The organism is Collinsella sp. LCP19S3_B11, from assembly GCF_052121915.1.
GTDB lineage: Bacteria > Actinomycetota > Coriobacteriia > Coriobacteriales > Coriobacteriaceae > Collinsella.
Genome location: NZ_JBQKDI010000006.1, coordinates 107,821 through 122,003, shown reverse-complemented (window position 1 = coordinate 122,003; position 14,183 = coordinate 107,821). Strand labels below are relative to the sequence as shown.

Below are 14,183 nucleotides of genomic sequence, written 5' to 3'. Positions count from 1 at the left end.
TGCGACACATCTGGTGTGTCCATCCTCGCAGTATCCGGTTCTCAAGGTGCACGCCTGCGCCGGTTCCCGGTCCGACCGGGCCGCGCGGCAAGGAGATATATTGCCAGACCGCGAAGCGATGTGGGACGTCAATTCCACTCTTCATAAGTCCTACACAATATATCGCTTTCTATATAAGTAATAGAAAGGCTGGTGCAGAAATACTGCACGTATCAGATGATGACCCTTCGGTTAAGAGATATATAAAGATCGGTCACCTGTAAGTGTCTATCTACCCGCGCTTTTGCTATATAAACCAGCGCCTTAGATAAAAAGAGGGAGCGCCGCGCACAGCGCGACACTCCCCTAGCGATTCAAGAGAATCAATTAGGCCTCGAGAGCCTTCTTGGCGATGGTAGCCAGCTCGTTGAAAGACTCGATGTCCTCGTAAGCCATCTGAGCCAGGACCTTGCGGTCGAGCTCGATACCGGCGACCTTCAGGCCGTGCATGAACTGAGAGTAAGAGATGTCGTTCAGGCGAGCAGCAGCGTTGATACGGGTGATCCAGAGAGAGCGAATCTCGCGCTTCTTATTGCGGCGGTCACGGTACTGATACTGCAGAGAGTGCTGGACCTGCTCTTTAGCATGCTTGTAAGTACGCGAAGCGGCACCGTAGTAACCCTTCGCACGGTGCATAACGGTACGGCGCTTCTTCTTGGCGGCAACAGCGCGCTTAATACGTGCCATGTTCTATCAACTCCTAGACGGTTAAACGAAAAACGGGAACGCTAACTTAGGCGAGACGCGACTTGATGACCTTGCGGTCGGCAGCGGCGATCTCGGTCTCCTGACGGAAGCCACGCTTACGCTTGGTGGACTTCTTGCTCAGGATGTGGCTCTTGAAAGCCTTGGCGCGCATAAGCTTGCCGGTACCAGTCTTGCGGAAACGCTTCTTGGTGCCGCTGTGGGACTTCATCTTAGGCATGAAATACTCCTTAATCGGTTACAGAACACTAGTTACTTAGTATCACTTGCCGCTTTATCCTCATCAAAGGCGCCCTTAATTGGGGCGAGCAGCATAAGCATGTTACGGCCTTCCATCTTAGGCTTGGACTCGACCGTAGCGTAAGGCTTAAGATCCTCGGCGAGACGCTCGAGAACGTTAAGACCCTGCTCCGGGTGAGCCATCTCACGGCCGCGGAACATGATGGTGATCTTAACGCGTGCGCCCTTCTTGAGGAAACGCAGAACGTGGCCCTTCTTGGTCTCGTAGTCGCCAACGTCGATCTTGGGTCGGAACTTCATTTCCTTAACCTCGACCTTGGACTGGTTCTTACGAGCAGCCTTGGCCTTCATGGCCTGCTGGTACTTGAACTTACCGTAGTCCATGACCTTGCAGACCGGCGGCTCCGCGTTGGGAGCGATCTCGACAAGGTCGAGACCCTGATCGTCGGCGACGCGCTGGGCATCGCGGATGGCGAACAGGCCGAGCTGAGAGCCATCGACGCCAATCAAACGGCACGAAGATGCAGTGATCTCGTCGTTGATGCGGGTGTCATCAGACTTAGCTATTTTCCCTACCTCCATTCATAAAAAAATAACCCGGCGCTTCTTTGCAACCAGGTCGTACACATAGACATCCTCGATCTGAGGAAGAGAATCTAAGTTGTATGACCAGTCAGCTGCTCATTGGCGCCAAAAGGTGGGAACCCTCGGGTTCCTCTTTAGGGCATTGCGGAAACAACGCCTTGGCGATAATAACACGTACCGCTCGTTATCACATTACGTACACGAAAAAGGGGGCCTTAACCCCCTTGAACGCTCTTTTGCATGTATGGTGCCCGAGGCGAGACTCGAAGGGCCTTCGCTTCGCGAAGCCCCGGGCTTCGGGCGCATGGCGCCCTCGCCACGCTCCGCTACAAACAGGCCACAGGCCTGTTTGCTTAACGCTCCGCGCGCTCACGCGAGTTCGGCACGAAAAAGGGGGCCTCGACCCCCTTGAACGCTCTTTTGCATGTATGGTGCCCGAGGCGAGACTCGAACTCGCACGTTGTTGCCAACGGTGGATTTTGAGTCCACTGCGTCTGCCAATTCCGCCACTCGGGCACGTATTGCGTGAGTTAGTTTATCACAGCTTTCCGTAGATTAGTCCGAAAATGGAACTTCGAGCATTTCGATGAGTTCGACCGTGCGGAGCATCTCGCGCTGGCGGCATCCGCGACCGTCGACCGAGGCCTCGCCCATCTGGTTATCGTAGGGGTCCTCACGCATACCGTCAAAGACGGGTTCAAACTCTGCCTGGAACCGACAGTTTGCCACCATGCGCCATGGATCGAGGTTGCCAAAGTAGTGGCGGCGGCGCCATTCCTCCCCCATCCTGCGTGCCGAGGATCCAAACGAGACATCGGCGTTAAGCCAACCCGTCTGCGGTGTATAGAACTCCGCCCAGTCATGCGAGCCCACCGAGTCGGGCGCAACGTATAGGCCGCTCTGCCAACGTGCGGGCACGCCGGCGATGCGGCACATGGTGATAAACGTGAGTGCCATAACACCGCAATCACCGCGAAGCGAATGCGCGCAGTCATCGGCGATAGAGCCCAGAAGCAGATACGGTGGCTGGTATCGATAGTCGATATGATGCGTCAAATAATCATAGATAGCCCGAGCGCGGTCGAGCTGATCCTCGAGACCATCGATAACATGTTCGGTCAGCTGCTGCAGATACGGCGTGAATGCAATATGCGGTCGGTCCTCGGAAATATCCTTGGGCAGCGGCGCGTCCATACACGGATGCGCCGGAAGCGCTCCCCCGTAGATATCGCAATAAGCGGCATCAATCAGATAACGATAGGTCACTGAGAACGATCGATCAGCCGAGGAAACCCACGAGGCGGTACGCGCCAAAGCGTTCGCGGGAGCAAGGACCCCCTCCGGCGTCATATCGAGAATCTCGATATGAGACTGCTGGCGGCAGGCTGCGGCAACGGGAAGCCACGCGCGAACGGCCTCCCCCTCCAGAGCACCGGGAACAGACACGGATGCTTTAAGCGTAATGGCACGAGACAGCCCGCCCTGTGATTCCATCTTCTTAAGCATCTGGTTGCGCAGCGCAGTTCCATCCGTAGAATCGGGACGCAGGCCCGGAACCTCCTTGGGATACACACGCAAAGAATCAAGGAAGTTGTCGAGAACGAACAGTTCACCATCGATAAAGCGCCAGTCGATGCGCTTGCGATCGATCAGGTCGTCAAACTGATCCTCGGTAAACTCCGGCCACTCCTCGCGGATCATCGCAATAGCCTGATCGCGCGACACCGAAAAATGAAACGACGTCTCGATCATGCGATACCGCTCGGCACGAACGCAAGCGGCCAACGAGGGATCAGGGCTCTGCTCCAAAAGACGGTCGCAAGCCGCAACAGCCTGCGCCAGGTACCCGGCGTCCTTGAGACGAAGGATCTCAGGTGGCAATCCAATGTCGAGATGACGAAAATCATCGCAACAAACATCAACAGAGCAACCAACGGGGCCCTCGGCAACAACCTTTCCATCGGCAGGCAAAACATTAACGACAGCCATAACCACTCCCACGCAGAACGACAACCCGAGACCATTGTACCGACATAAAAAGAAAGCCCCAACAAGGGAGCCATCAACACCGCTGAACGGTAGTCAAATAAATAATTCAGCCCAGTAACCCCGTAGCGAGTTAACGAAGGAGGCCCCGTTTCCCCGGAGCTGATTCCATCGCGCGACTTCTGGCGAAGCCAGGTGAGCGCGAGGGAAACAGCGTAGGGGAAACGGGGCCTCCGGCGGGAAGTTAAACCGCTACTTACGCCTTGTTGACGGAGCCAAACTCCTCCATGAGCTCCTTGGTGCGAGCAACGATGTTGTCGCGACCAGGCTTGAGGAGCTTGCGGGGGTCAAAGCCCTTGCCCTGCTGATCCTTGCCAGCCTCGATGTACTCGCGGACGCCCTTGGCGAAGACGAGCTGCAGGTCGGTGTTGACGTTGATCTTGGAGATGCCCAGGGAGATGGCCTTCTTGATCTGATCCTCGGGGATGCCGGTACCACCGTGCAGGACGAGGGGCAGGTCGCCGGTCTGAGCCTTGATCTCGCCCAGACGCTCGAAGGAAAGGCCAGCCCAGTCGGCGGGATACACGCCGTGGATGTTGCCGATGCCGCAGGCGAGGAAGTCGACGCCCAGGTCAGCAATCTGCTTGCACTCAGCGGGGTCAGCGAGCTCGCCGTTGGAAGTCACGCCGTCCTCGGTGCCGCCGATGCCGCCGACCTCGGCCTCGATGGACATGCCCTTGGAATGGGCAAGCTCAACGAGCTCCTTGGTGCGATCGAGGTTAAGCTGGAAGGTTTCCTCGTGAGAGCCGTCATACATGATGGACGTGAAGCCGGCCTCGATGCACTTGAAGCAGTCCTCGTAAGAACCGTGATCGAGGTGAAGGGCGACGGGAACGGTAACACCCGTGGCCTCGACGGCAGCCTTGACCATGTCGGCGCAGACCTTGAAACCGCCCATCCACTTAGCGGCACCAGCGGTGCACTGAAGGATCAGCGGAGACTTGGCCTCCTCGGCGGCCTGGAGAATAGCCAGAGTCCACTCGAGGTTGTTGGTGTTGAAGGCACCGAGAGCATACTTGCCGGCCTCGGCCTTCTTGAGCATGTCTGCTGCGTTGACGAGCATAAAAGAAACCTCCTGTAAGGTTGCTCCGATAACGCATGAGATTTTACCACGGCGTACCCGAGCATAAACGTTCGTTTGTTCACGAATATCGTCCAAACAGACTTTTTTTGACCGTTTGCCCTACGGAATCGGCCCGTTGGGGAAAATATCTTGACGTTTGGACACTTCTCGTGCTTAAGCAGCTGACTACAAAGCTACATCTGCATGAAAGGGTTCTGCATGAGCTCGCGCGCCATAGTGGTCGAATCACCATGCCCCGTTAAACAAACGGTATCGGCTGGAAGCAGCTGGGCGAGCTTGGAGAGCGAACGCAGAATCGCCGCCTCGTCTCCACCGGCAAGATCGGTGCGGCCGTGGCTGCCCGGGAACAGGGTGTCGCCAACAAAGGCGATGCTTCCCTGCTCGGTGGCGGCGAACAAGACAATGCCACCCGGTGTGTGACCGGGCGTCTCGATCACCTGCAGGCAGATATCACCCAATTCAATCGTATCGCCCTCAGCAAGCAATCGCGTCGGCTCGCCCGGATCGGGCGTATCGATGCCCCACATCGCTCGCTGCTCCTCGATATTCTCACGAGATACCAACACGTCCTTCGCACCTAACTCATATAGGAAACCCTTACCGACGGCGGCTCGCGCTCCGGCAACGCCACCTACGTGATCGGCATGGCCATGGGTGCAGACAGCGCCTAGCACGTGCGCGTCAGGATGCGTGGCATAGATATGTTCCACAAGACGCTCACCTTCCCAGGCCGGATCGATAATCAGGCATTCGCCGCTCGAGATTACGGCGTAACTGTTGGTCTGAATGGGGCCGTTTACAAGCGCCTCAATCGAAGCCGTACCCCGAGGGGTTAAGTCCAAAGCTGCAGCGACCATGAGCACGTCCTCCTTCTACAAGCGTCGAGGCATCAAACGGTGCCTCGAACGTAGCCAATATCATTACCGCTGTGCGTTCGTCACGCCTATACGCGACGCTTAAGCTGAGCCCCACCCTCGCCAGGCATCAGACGTCGTGCGTCATAGACCGAGTCGACACTGCTGATGGATGCCAGCAGCGGATCCAGACCGCTCGCGTCCGAAATCTCGACCATAAAGCGCAGGGTCGCAATGCCCTCGCGGTTGGTCGAGGTAGCGGCGGAAAGGATATTTCCGCCTGCATCGCCAATGGCGATGGTGACATCCTTGAGCAAGCCCATACGATCCAAGCACTCGACCACGATCTCGACCTGGAAAAGCGTATCGGCAGCACCATCCCACTCCACGTCAATCATGCGCTCGGGGTGTTCCATGAGACCCTTGACGTTGGGGCAGTTGGCACGATGCACCGAGACGCCTCGACCGCGCGTGATAAAGCCCACGATGTCGTCGCCCGTCACCGGATTGCAGCAATGCGCCAGACGAACCAGCAGGCCGCTGTTGCTCTCGCCCTTGACGATAATGCCGTTACTTGCGCTCTTGCCACGCTTTTGCGGTTTGCGGTTGGAACCGCGGGCAGGCTGCTTGACGACCTCAGCGATGGCTTCGGCCTTGGTGAGCTGCTCCTCGGGCTTGGGATCCAAGATTTGCTCGACCTTATTGCCCACAGCGCGCGGGGCGACCTTGCCCGCGCCAACGGCTGCGAACAGGTCCTCGAGTTGCTTGAAGTTAAACTGTTCCGCCACGGCATTGAGCGCACGCGTGGATCGCGGCGTAGAGATGCCGTACCCGCGCTTGCGCAGGTCCTTGGCCAGCATATCGCGACCGGCAGCAGCGTCATCGTCTTTGGTCGCAGCGGCGAAGTAACGGCGAATCTTTGACTTGGCCGAAGGCGTCTTGACGATCTTGAGCCAATCGCGCGACGGCTTGGAGCTCTTGTTAGTCAGGATCTCGACACGGTCACCCGTCTTGATTTCGTGCGTGAGCGGGGCCACCGCACCGTTGATTTTGGCGCCGACGCAGTGGTTGCCGACCTCGGTATGAACAGCGTAGGCAAAGTCGAGCGGTGTAGAGCCCGCACGAAGCGCCATGACCTCACCCTTGGGCGTAAAGACAAAAATCTCCTGGTCAAACAGGTCGACCTTCAGTGAGTGCAGATATTCTTTGGCATCGGTGATCTCGTCAGAGGCTGCCCAATCGAGCGAGTGCTTGAGCCAGTTAATCTGATCGTCCAGACGCTGTGCGTCGTTGGTCTTGGAGGCAGACGATCCGCCCGATTTCTTATATAGCCAGTGGGCGGCGATGCCGTACTCGGCCTGCTCGTGCATCTCGTAGGTTCGAATCTGAATCTCGAGCGGACGGGCCGTGGGGCCGATAACCGTCGTGTGGAGCGATTGGTAGTTATTGACCTTGGGCATGGCGATATAGTCTTTAAAACGACCGGGCATGGGATGCCATAAAGTATGCACGGCACCAAGCGTGGAATAGCAATCGCGCACCGAATGGGTGATGACGCGCAGCGCCACCAGATCATAAATCTCGGAGAACTCCTTGCCCTTGCGCTTCATCTTTTGATAGATGGACCAATAGTGCTTGGAACGACCGTTGATCTGAAAATCCTCAAGGCCAATGCGGTCGAGCTCATCGGTAAGCGTCTTGATAGTCTCGGCCAGAAAGCGTTCGCGAACCTCGCGTGACTCTGCCACCATGCGGGCGATGCGCTGGTAAGCGTCGGGTTCAAGGTAGAAGAAGGACAGATCCTCGAGTTCCCACTTGATAGAGCTCATGCCCAGGCGGTCGGCCAGGGGCGCATACACATCCATGGTCTCGCGCGCCTTAAACAGGCGGCGGTCCTCGCGCAGGGCGGCAAGCGTGCGCATATTATGCAGGCGGTCGGCGAGTTTGACGATGATGACGCGAATGTCCTTGGACATGGCGAGGAACATCTTGCGCAGCGTAAGCGCCTGCTTTTCGTCCATGTTGTCGACTTCAATGTTGGTGAGCTTGGTCACGCCGTCGACGAGCTCTGCCACGGTTTCGCCAAACAGACCCGAAACATCGGCAAGCGAGGTATCGGTATCCTCGACGGTATCGTGCAGCAATGCAGCGCACACCACATCGCAGTCCATCTTAAGGTCGGCCAAAATGATAGCCACCTCGACGGGATGGTTAATGTACATCTCACCCGAGCGCCGCTTTTGGTTGCAGTGCTTCTCGGCAGCAAAGCAGTAGGCCTGCTCCACCTTGGAGAAGTCATCCTCACTCATATATTTAAGGCACAGGCGCTCCAGCTTGTCGTAGCTGTCCGCCATAATCTCGGGCGGCAGATCATCGGCATGCGTATAGTGCTCCATCTCCGAAAAGGGCTGGAGGGCGGAATCATGGGCGGTACGGGCTGCGGCATCCATCGAGGTCCCCTTCCCTAGGCCCGCGGTACGATCGGGCGGTTAATTTTGGTAAGCATATCAGAAGCGCACGAATCGAGCGCCCAACTCCGGAAAGCCGAGAACTCCATGCGCGAGCGCAAGCCCTCCAAATAGCGGATCGACCTGCTCAACTGCACGCGCCCGGGGTTTTCGGTCATCGCGATGCGACGGGTATCGTCAAACCCCGAAACGTGACAGAAACCGAGCTCTTCGAAGATTCCCAAGCCGCTTGCCACCGAACGCTCATCGACCGGCGTGCGCGCGTCGATTGCAAGGCACATCTGCGCAATGTCGATATCGCTTGCGCAGAATGAATCGTCCCCCGTCTTGCCACGATTGGAGCGCCACATGGTCTGCAGCGCCCGATAGAGCGTGACAAGCTCATCGCGCTCGGGCGCGTAACAATCGAGCAGGCGCTCATTAATACGAGCGTCACGAGACGAATAGAGCAGGTGAATCACGGCAGGCTGCCCATCGCGGCCGGCACGGCCACTCATCTGGTTAAACTCAATCGCGCCAAACGGCATGTGGTAGAGCACGACATGGCGGATATCGGGCAGGTTGACGCCCTCACCGAAGGCCGAGGTTGAAACGATGCAGCTCAGGCTGCCATCTCGAAACGCCTCCTCGACGCGTCGGCGATCGGAACGCGCAAGCCCGGCGTTATAGAACGCGATATGGGTCGCGCAGTCGGGCACACGTTTGCGCAACGTCTTGGCAAGCGCCACGGACTGGTCGCGCGAGTTCACGTAGATGACGGTCTTCTCCCCCGTCGCAACGATCGAAACCAGGCGATTTTCACGGCTCGCAAGGTCACGATCGTCCTCGAGTTGTAAGTTCTCGCGAACGGTCTCGTCGACCACCGTGCTGGTAATCGGCAATACGCGAGCAAGCTCTGCCACAACTGGAGCCGTCGCGGTAGCCGTTGCCGCCATGACAACGGGGTCGCCCAGGGCTTTAAGAATATCGGGCATATCGAGGTATGCACTCCGGTCACCACCCTTAGCAAGACCGGCATGGTGCGCCTCATCGATAACAACGAAGCCAATACGTCCAGAACGCGCAAATCGATCGCGGTGGATAGACAAGAACTCGGGCGTCGTGAGAACGATACCGGTGCGACCCGAAGCAAGGCCGGCGAACACGTCATCGCGTACGGCCTCCACGGTCTCGCCAGTCAGCACGCCGACGCCAATGCCGAGCGCGGCCATCGTCGAGGAAAGGTGATAGGCCTGATCGGCAACGAGCGAACGCAGAGGATAGACAAAAATGCTCGCACGCCCGCGAAGAACCGCCTCGCGCGCGGCATGCACATGGAAAATCAGAGACTTGCCACGCCCCGTCCCCATAACGGCCAAAACGCTCTGATGGTCGGCAAGCGCGTCGAGCGCCTCGACCTGCGCGCGATGCGGCTGGTTCGAGCCGATAAAGCTATGGATAAGCGAGCGCGTGAGCTCGGTATAAGAAAGCTGGGCGAGCGTCTCGCGTTTACGCGACTCCAGGCGCAGGCCAGAATCCGCCGGTTGCACGCCGCGGCGAAGCTCACATGCCGGATCGTCGATATTGGGCGCCGCGGTATCGCGCACCAAGACATCTTTGATCATGAGCTTGGGCTTCACACGTCCCTGCCAATGCTCGGCCACGGCCTCGAACACCAAGTCGACGGCGCTGTCGCAATTGATGAGCCTATCGATCTGCGGCACGCGGAACATGATGGCCGGCACACTCGCGGCGCCATCGGTTGCCACAAAGCGCATGTGCTCGCCGGTTTTGCCCACCACGGCGCGATCGCACATCGTCACGCCCTCGGCGGCCAGAAGCGGCACCTTATTGCCCTGGCCAAACGGCTCAAGACGGGAAATTTGCTCGATGGTCTCGATATTTAGCTCGGAGAGATCAACGGTGGCGGCAACCTCGTCAGTGTCCTCAAAGTCCTCGGCGGGAAGCTCCGATAGCACGGCCGAAAGGCGACGGCGGAACTCATCGAGCTTGGATGCCTCGATGGTCACACCCACCGCACCGGCATGCCCGCCGCGACGAATCAGCAGGTCGGAGCAACGCTCGACGGCGTCGAACAGGTTGATCTTGCCCACCGAGCGGCCCGATCCGCGCGCAACGCCATCCTCGATCGAGAAGAGCAGCGCCGGCACGTGATAGCGATTGGTCAAGCGGCTCGCCACGATGCCCTTGACGCCCTCGTGCCAGCCCTCGCCGCCCACGACGATTGCGCGCCCGCCGTCATAAGTCTCCTCGACCTTCGCCATGGCATCGCGCGTAAGCTCGGCCTCGATCTCGCGGCGTTGGCGATTGATTTCCTCGAGCTCGGCGGCAAGCGCGCTCGCTTCGATGGGGTCGCGGGCAAGCAGCAGGTCGAGCGCCAGCTTGGGATCGGCCATGCGGCCGGCAGCATTCAGACGGGGGATGAGCGAAAACGACAGGCCGTCGGCCGTAATGGTAGAAAGGTCGGCCTTGGCAAGTGCGGCAAGCGCGATATAGCCGGGACGGGCCGTCACGCGCATCTGCTGGATGCCCTCGGCGACCAGTGCGCGATTCTCGGGCGTAAGCGGCATCATGTCGGACACGGTGCCCAGCGCCGCGACCTCTATCAGCGAACGCCAATACGACGGCTTGCCCAAACGCTCGCCCAGGACCTGCACCAGCTTGAGTGCCACGCCGGCACCGGCAAGCTCGCGCGAGGGACCCTTGTCCTCGAGCTTGGGGTCGGTCAGGGGCACGCCCTGCGGCACCTGGTCGGACGGCTCGTGATGGTCCGTGACCACCAAATCGATCCCCAGGCTCTCCAGATAGGAGGCCTCTTCCTTGGCGGCAATGCCGTTATCGACGGTCACGATCAGCTGGGGTCGAGCGAGCTCGTTAACGCGGTCGAGCGCCGCACGCGACAGGCCGTAGCCCTCGTCAAAACGATGCGGAATAAACGGCGTGACGTTGGCGCCAAACGAACGCAGCGCCTCGGTCAACAGACAAGTCGACGTAATGCCGTCGACGTCAAAATCGCCAAAGACGGCGATGCGCTCGCGGCTGCGAATAGCACGCTCAACGCGGTCGACGACGACCGCCATGCCCGGAATAACGAGCGGGTCCGCCCAGTCGCGATCGAGCGAAGGCGTCAGAAAAAGCTGGCCTTCCTCGATGGATGTAATGCCGTGCGCAACCATAATGCGCGCCACCAGCCCGGGTATGCCCAGGCCAGCCGAAAGCTCCTTTTCGAGCTCGGGGTTTTGCTGAGCGACCGCCCAGCGATGCGTTGTCTTAAGCGATGACATAGGCGCCCACCCCCGATAGGGGCAGGTCGCCGCGATACCTCTCACGGTTCATAGCGATGAGTCCTCTGTGTATGCCCGCTTCGGCAGGCAGATCTGTTGAACGGATTTATTATACCGTGCGGCGCGGACGCACAACGTCCAGCACGCCGTGGTTTCGATAAACGAGGGCGGTAATACCCTCGAAATAATCGAGCGTTTCAGCCGCACGGACGCATGCGAGCGTCTAGCATATCCATTCAAAACGGATTCACGAGCAAAGGGAGTCACAAGCGCATATGAAGCAATGGGTTGGACTGGGCAAGTTCCTCGCGGGGCATATGCAGATCATCGTTCCGATTTGCGTGACGCTCGGCGTGCTCTTTCCCCAGCAGATCGGCGTACTCAAGCCCATCGTCCCCACCCTGTTTGCCTTTATGACGTTCCAAGGTGCCCTCAGCAACACCTTCCATCAGGTAGCCGAAGTATTCCGCTGTCCGCTGCACCTGATTTTGGCGCTGCTGGTCTCGGCAGTGCTTATTCCCATAACAGCCTATGCCATGGGGTCGCTGTTCTTTGGCTCCAACCCCAACCTTGTCTGCGGTATCGTGCTCGAGTACAGCGTACCTGTGGCAGTCACTGCCTTTATGTGGATTAGCATGTTCGGCGGCAACGGCCCGCTCGCGCTCACCATCATCCTGACGTCCTCGGTTATCTCACCCGTTACGATTCCGCTCACGCTTAAGCTCTTGCTGGGCGCCACCGTCTCGATCGACGTGCCGGGCATGATGCAGAACATGGCCTTCATGATCGCTATCCCCGCCCTGCTCGGCATCGTGATTAACGAACTCACGCGCGGATGGGGACACGAGAAGCTCTCCCCCGCGCTCTCGCCCGCCTGCAAGTTCATGATGATGGGTGTTATCGCGTCGAACTCCACCGCCATGAGCGAGTACGTGCTGCACATGAACGCGGTGCGCTTGGAAGTCGCCCTCTTTATTTTGATCTTCGCCATCAGCGGCTTTGTCGTCGGTATTCTGGTCGCCCGCGCACTGCATCTGCCGTATAGCGAAACGACTACCATGTGCTTTACCTGCGGCATGCGCAACATCTCTTCGGGCGCCGTCATCGCCACGCAATACTTTCCGGGCGAAGTCGTATTTCCCGTCATGTGCGGAACGCTGTTTCAGCAGGTACTTGCCTCGCTTATCGGGCATCTCTTTGAGCGTCTAACCGGCGAGGAACGCGCTGCTCAGCGCAAGCGCGTCGAGGCCGGCCGCGACGCCATGGCACGCTAGGCTGTCCGCATTACGCGGGTGTTAGTCTTGCTATACGAGCATTTCCAGATGCGCGCGCAGGCGCTCAGCATCGATATCGAGCGTCGTCTCGGCATTGACCTGGGCCAAACGATAGCCGACAAAGTAGGGCGAAACCACCCAACGCGGCAGCGCCTTGGCAATGGTCCGACCGCCCAGGTGATAGAAGAACAAGTTGTACGACTCTGCACGGCCACCGTGGTGCTCGTTTAGGATATAACGCAGAGCTACCTGGATCGCATCGGCGAAGAGATCCGCCTCGGCTTGGTCCCGCGTGTCATCGCTGGTGGAGATTCCCCGCGGAGCTGAAACGTTGACCTCAAAGAACCCCATAATCGGTTCGGTTGAGATGTTGACCGCGATTCTCCCCTGTTGCCAGACATTGATGCCTTCGAAATTGGCGGAAGTCAGCGAAGCATAGCCGTCTTCCTGCTCCAAACCCACAATCTGCATGTGCGGATGAACGAGACTACCGCCCGAGAGCGGACCCTTGTTCTTGTACATGAGCACGCTTCGATACTGCTGTGAATCGATCATCTGCTGCCAGCAACCCAGGGCAAACCGCATCACATGATGCAGCTCTTCCGGCGCATAGGTCACCAGGTCTGCGTCGTGGTCGGCCGACTCGATCAGCACGGTTTGACGGGTGGCGCGCAGGGTCTTGAACTTATTCTCGAGCCAGATACAGTCACCGTCGCGCCGGATGATATTGGCGAGTTCCTCGGTATCGCAAAAGGGGCACGCGGTGCCAGGGCGCCGGTTGTCGTCGGGCTTCCCGCTCGCCTGCTGAACGTCAAATACCAGGGACACGGGTTATACCTCCAGCGGCACGATCTTGGTGCCATGGAGCTCGGAGACGCCCAGTGCCGCAGCCACGGCATCACGGTTGCCCGCGGTAATGCCGCCGCCGGGAAGGATGGTCAGGCGATCGTCCGCGTAGTCGATAAGGTGCGACAGATGCTCCAGGTTGTCCTCAATCGGCGTGCCGGCGGCACCGCCATGCGTAAGGATGCGCGTTATGCCGCAGTCGGCGAGCGTGTCAATCGCGTCGAGCTGAGCCTCGGGCGAGAGCTGGTCAAACGCCATGTGAAAGGTGATGTCGATGGGCTCGCGCTTGCACTCCTCGGTCGCGCAGCCCGCAGCCATCACAAGGGCGCCCAACGCAAGTTCATCGAGCGCCCATCCGCCGGCACAAGGCTTGCAGCAGCCAAAGACCAAGCCGTCGACGCCGGCACTTACGGCAAGGCCCAAGTCCATCTCCATCATGCGCAGCTCGTCCTGGTTGTAGTGAAAGTCGCCGCCACGCGGACGGATCATGCACATCACCCGTGCATCGTGCTCGCGAGCATAGCTGGTCGTAGCGCTGATAACGCCGGCCGAGGGCGTGGTGCCACCAACCGCAAGGTTGTCGCACAGCTCAATGCGTCCCGCACCGGCCGCAATGGCCGCCGGCACCCGCTCAAAGTTCTCGGCACAAAACTCGTACAGCATAGATAGACCCCAGATGACACTTCTATTTCCACACGGCATTGTCGCACTTTAAATACCAAGCCAACGGATCATTTCAAAAGGGGCGCTGACCGAGT

11 protein-coding genes and 1 tRNA gene are annotated in these 14,183 nt (G+C 58.8%); 1 reads left to right on the top strand and 11 read right to left on the bottom strand.

Features of this window, described 5'->3' with window-relative positions:
* Nucleotides 1-366: 366 nt before the first annotated feature.
* The 9 genes from rplT to recJ all read right to left on the bottom strand — a co-directional run bounded on the left by rplT (nt 367) and on the right by recJ (nt 11,305).
* On the bottom strand, nt 367-726 hold the full coding sequence (rplT, locus tag ACTQV4_RS05165; protein WP_006234421.1) for a 50S ribosomal protein L20: 360 nt from the start codon (nt 724-726) through the stop codon (nt 367-369).
* A gap of 46 nt (nt 727-772) precedes the next feature.
* Complete coding sequence (gene rpmI, locus ACTQV4_RS05160; protein ID WP_006234422.1) at nt 773-964, bottom strand: 50S ribosomal protein L35; 192 nt, start codon at nt 962-964, stop codon at nt 773-775.
* A gap of 32 nt (nt 965-996) precedes the next feature.
* Nucleotides 997-1,566 carry a translation initiation factor IF-3 gene (infC, locus tag ACTQV4_RS05155; protein ID WP_006234423.1) on the bottom strand — a complete coding sequence of 190 codons (570 nt, stop codon included), beginning with the start codon at nt 1,564-1,566 and terminating at the stop codon, nt 997-999.
* A gap of 432 nt (nt 1,567-1,998) precedes the next feature.
* Nucleotides 1,999-2,085, bottom strand: a tRNA-Leu gene (locus ACTQV4_RS05150).
* A gap of 39 nt (nt 2,086-2,124) precedes the next feature.
* On the bottom strand, nt 2,125-3,558 hold the full coding sequence (locus ACTQV4_RS05145) for a transglutaminase-like domain-containing protein (RefSeq protein WP_154517214.1): 1,434 nt from the start codon (nt 3,556-3,558) through the stop codon (nt 2,125-2,127).
* Nucleotides 3,559-3,811: 253 nt separating this feature from the next.
* Nucleotides 3,812-4,678 (bottom strand): class II fructose-1,6-bisphosphate aldolase, encoded by an 867-nt coding sequence (gene fba, locus ACTQV4_RS05140; protein ID WP_006234429.1) that lies wholly within the window; start codon nt 4,676-4,678, stop codon nt 3,812-3,814.
* 194 nt (nt 4,679-4,872) lie between these two features.
* Nucleotides 4,873-5,556 carry an MBL fold metallo-hydrolase gene (locus ACTQV4_RS05135; RefSeq protein ID WP_441042496.1) on the bottom strand — a complete coding sequence of 228 codons (684 nt, stop codon included), beginning with the start codon at nt 5,554-5,556 and terminating at the stop codon, nt 4,873-4,875.
* A gap of 86 nt (nt 5,557-5,642) precedes the next feature.
* The gene (locus tag ACTQV4_RS05130) at nt 5,643-8,003 is read right to left on the bottom strand and encodes a RelA/SpoT family protein (RefSeq protein WP_441069299.1); all 2,361 of its coding nucleotides are present in this window, start codon (nt 8,001-8,003) and stop codon (nt 5,643-5,645) included.
* Between the two features lie 14 nt (nt 8,004-8,017).
* Complete coding sequence (gene recJ / locus ACTQV4_RS05125; protein ID WP_441569423.1) at nt 8,018-11,305, bottom strand: single-stranded-DNA-specific exonuclease RecJ; 3,288 nt, start codon at nt 11,303-11,305, stop codon at nt 8,018-8,020.
* Between the two features lie 275 nt (nt 11,306-11,580).
* Here recJ and ACTQV4_RS05120 point away from each other — a divergent pair, with 275 nt between their 5' ends.
* A complete protein-coding gene (locus ACTQV4_RS05120; protein ID WP_441569422.1) occupies nt 11,581-12,579 on the top strand; it encodes a bile acid:sodium symporter family protein in 999 nt (332 codons plus the stop codon).
* A gap of 30 nt (nt 12,580-12,609) precedes the next feature.
* On the opposite strand, the gene ACTQV4_RS05115 is transcribed toward ACTQV4_RS05120, so the two are convergent.
* Nucleotides 12,610-13,407: a DUF4931 domain-containing protein gene (locus tag ACTQV4_RS05115; RefSeq protein WP_441569421.1), complete on the bottom strand. Its 798-nt coding sequence runs from the start codon at nt 13,405-13,407 to the stop codon at nt 12,610-12,612.
* Nucleotides 13,408-13,410: 3 nt separating this feature from the next.
* A complete protein-coding gene (locus ACTQV4_RS05110; protein WP_441569420.1) occupies nt 13,411-14,088 on the bottom strand; it encodes a copper homeostasis protein CutC in 678 nt (225 codons plus the stop codon).
* Between the last annotated feature and the right edge of the window lie 95 nt (nt 14,089-14,183).

Coding starts and splice junctions, on each gene's coding strand:
- fba (WP_006234429.1), bottom strand. CDS start 4,678: ATGCTCGTCAACGCAGCAGACATGCTCAAGAAGGCCGAGGCCGGCAAG.
- rplT (WP_006234421.1), bottom strand. CDS start 726: ATGGCACGTATTAAGCGCGCTGTTGCCGCCAAGAAGAAGCGCCGTACC.
- ACTQV4_RS05135 (WP_441042496.1), bottom strand. CDS start 5,556: ATGGTCGCTGCAGCTTTGGACTTAACCCCTCGGGGTACGGCTTCGATT.
- ACTQV4_RS05120 (WP_441569422.1), top strand. CDS start 11,581: ATGAAGCAATGGGTTGGACTGGGCAAGTTCCTCGCGGGGCATATGCAG.
- rpmI (WP_006234422.1), bottom strand. CDS start 964: ATGCCTAAGATGAAGTCCCACAGCGGCACCAAGAAGCGTTTCCGCAAG.
- infC (WP_006234423.1), bottom strand. CDS start 1,566: ATGGAGGTAGGGAAAATAGCTAAGTCTGATGACACCCGCATCAACGAC.
- recJ (WP_441569423.1), bottom strand. CDS start 11,305: ATGTCATCGCTTAAGACAACGCATCGCTGGGCGGTCGCTCAGCAAAAC.
- ACTQV4_RS05130 (WP_441069299.1), bottom strand. CDS start 8,003: ATGGATGCCGCAGCCCGTACCGCCCATGATTCCGCCCTCCAGCCCTTT.
- ACTQV4_RS05145 (WP_154517214.1), bottom strand. CDS start 3,558: ATGGCTGTCGTTAATGTTTTGCCTGCCGATGGAAAGGTTGTTGCCGAG.
- ACTQV4_RS05110 (WP_441569420.1), bottom strand. CDS start 14,088: ATGCTGTACGAGTTTTGTGCCGAGAACTTTGAGCGGGTGCCGGCGGCC.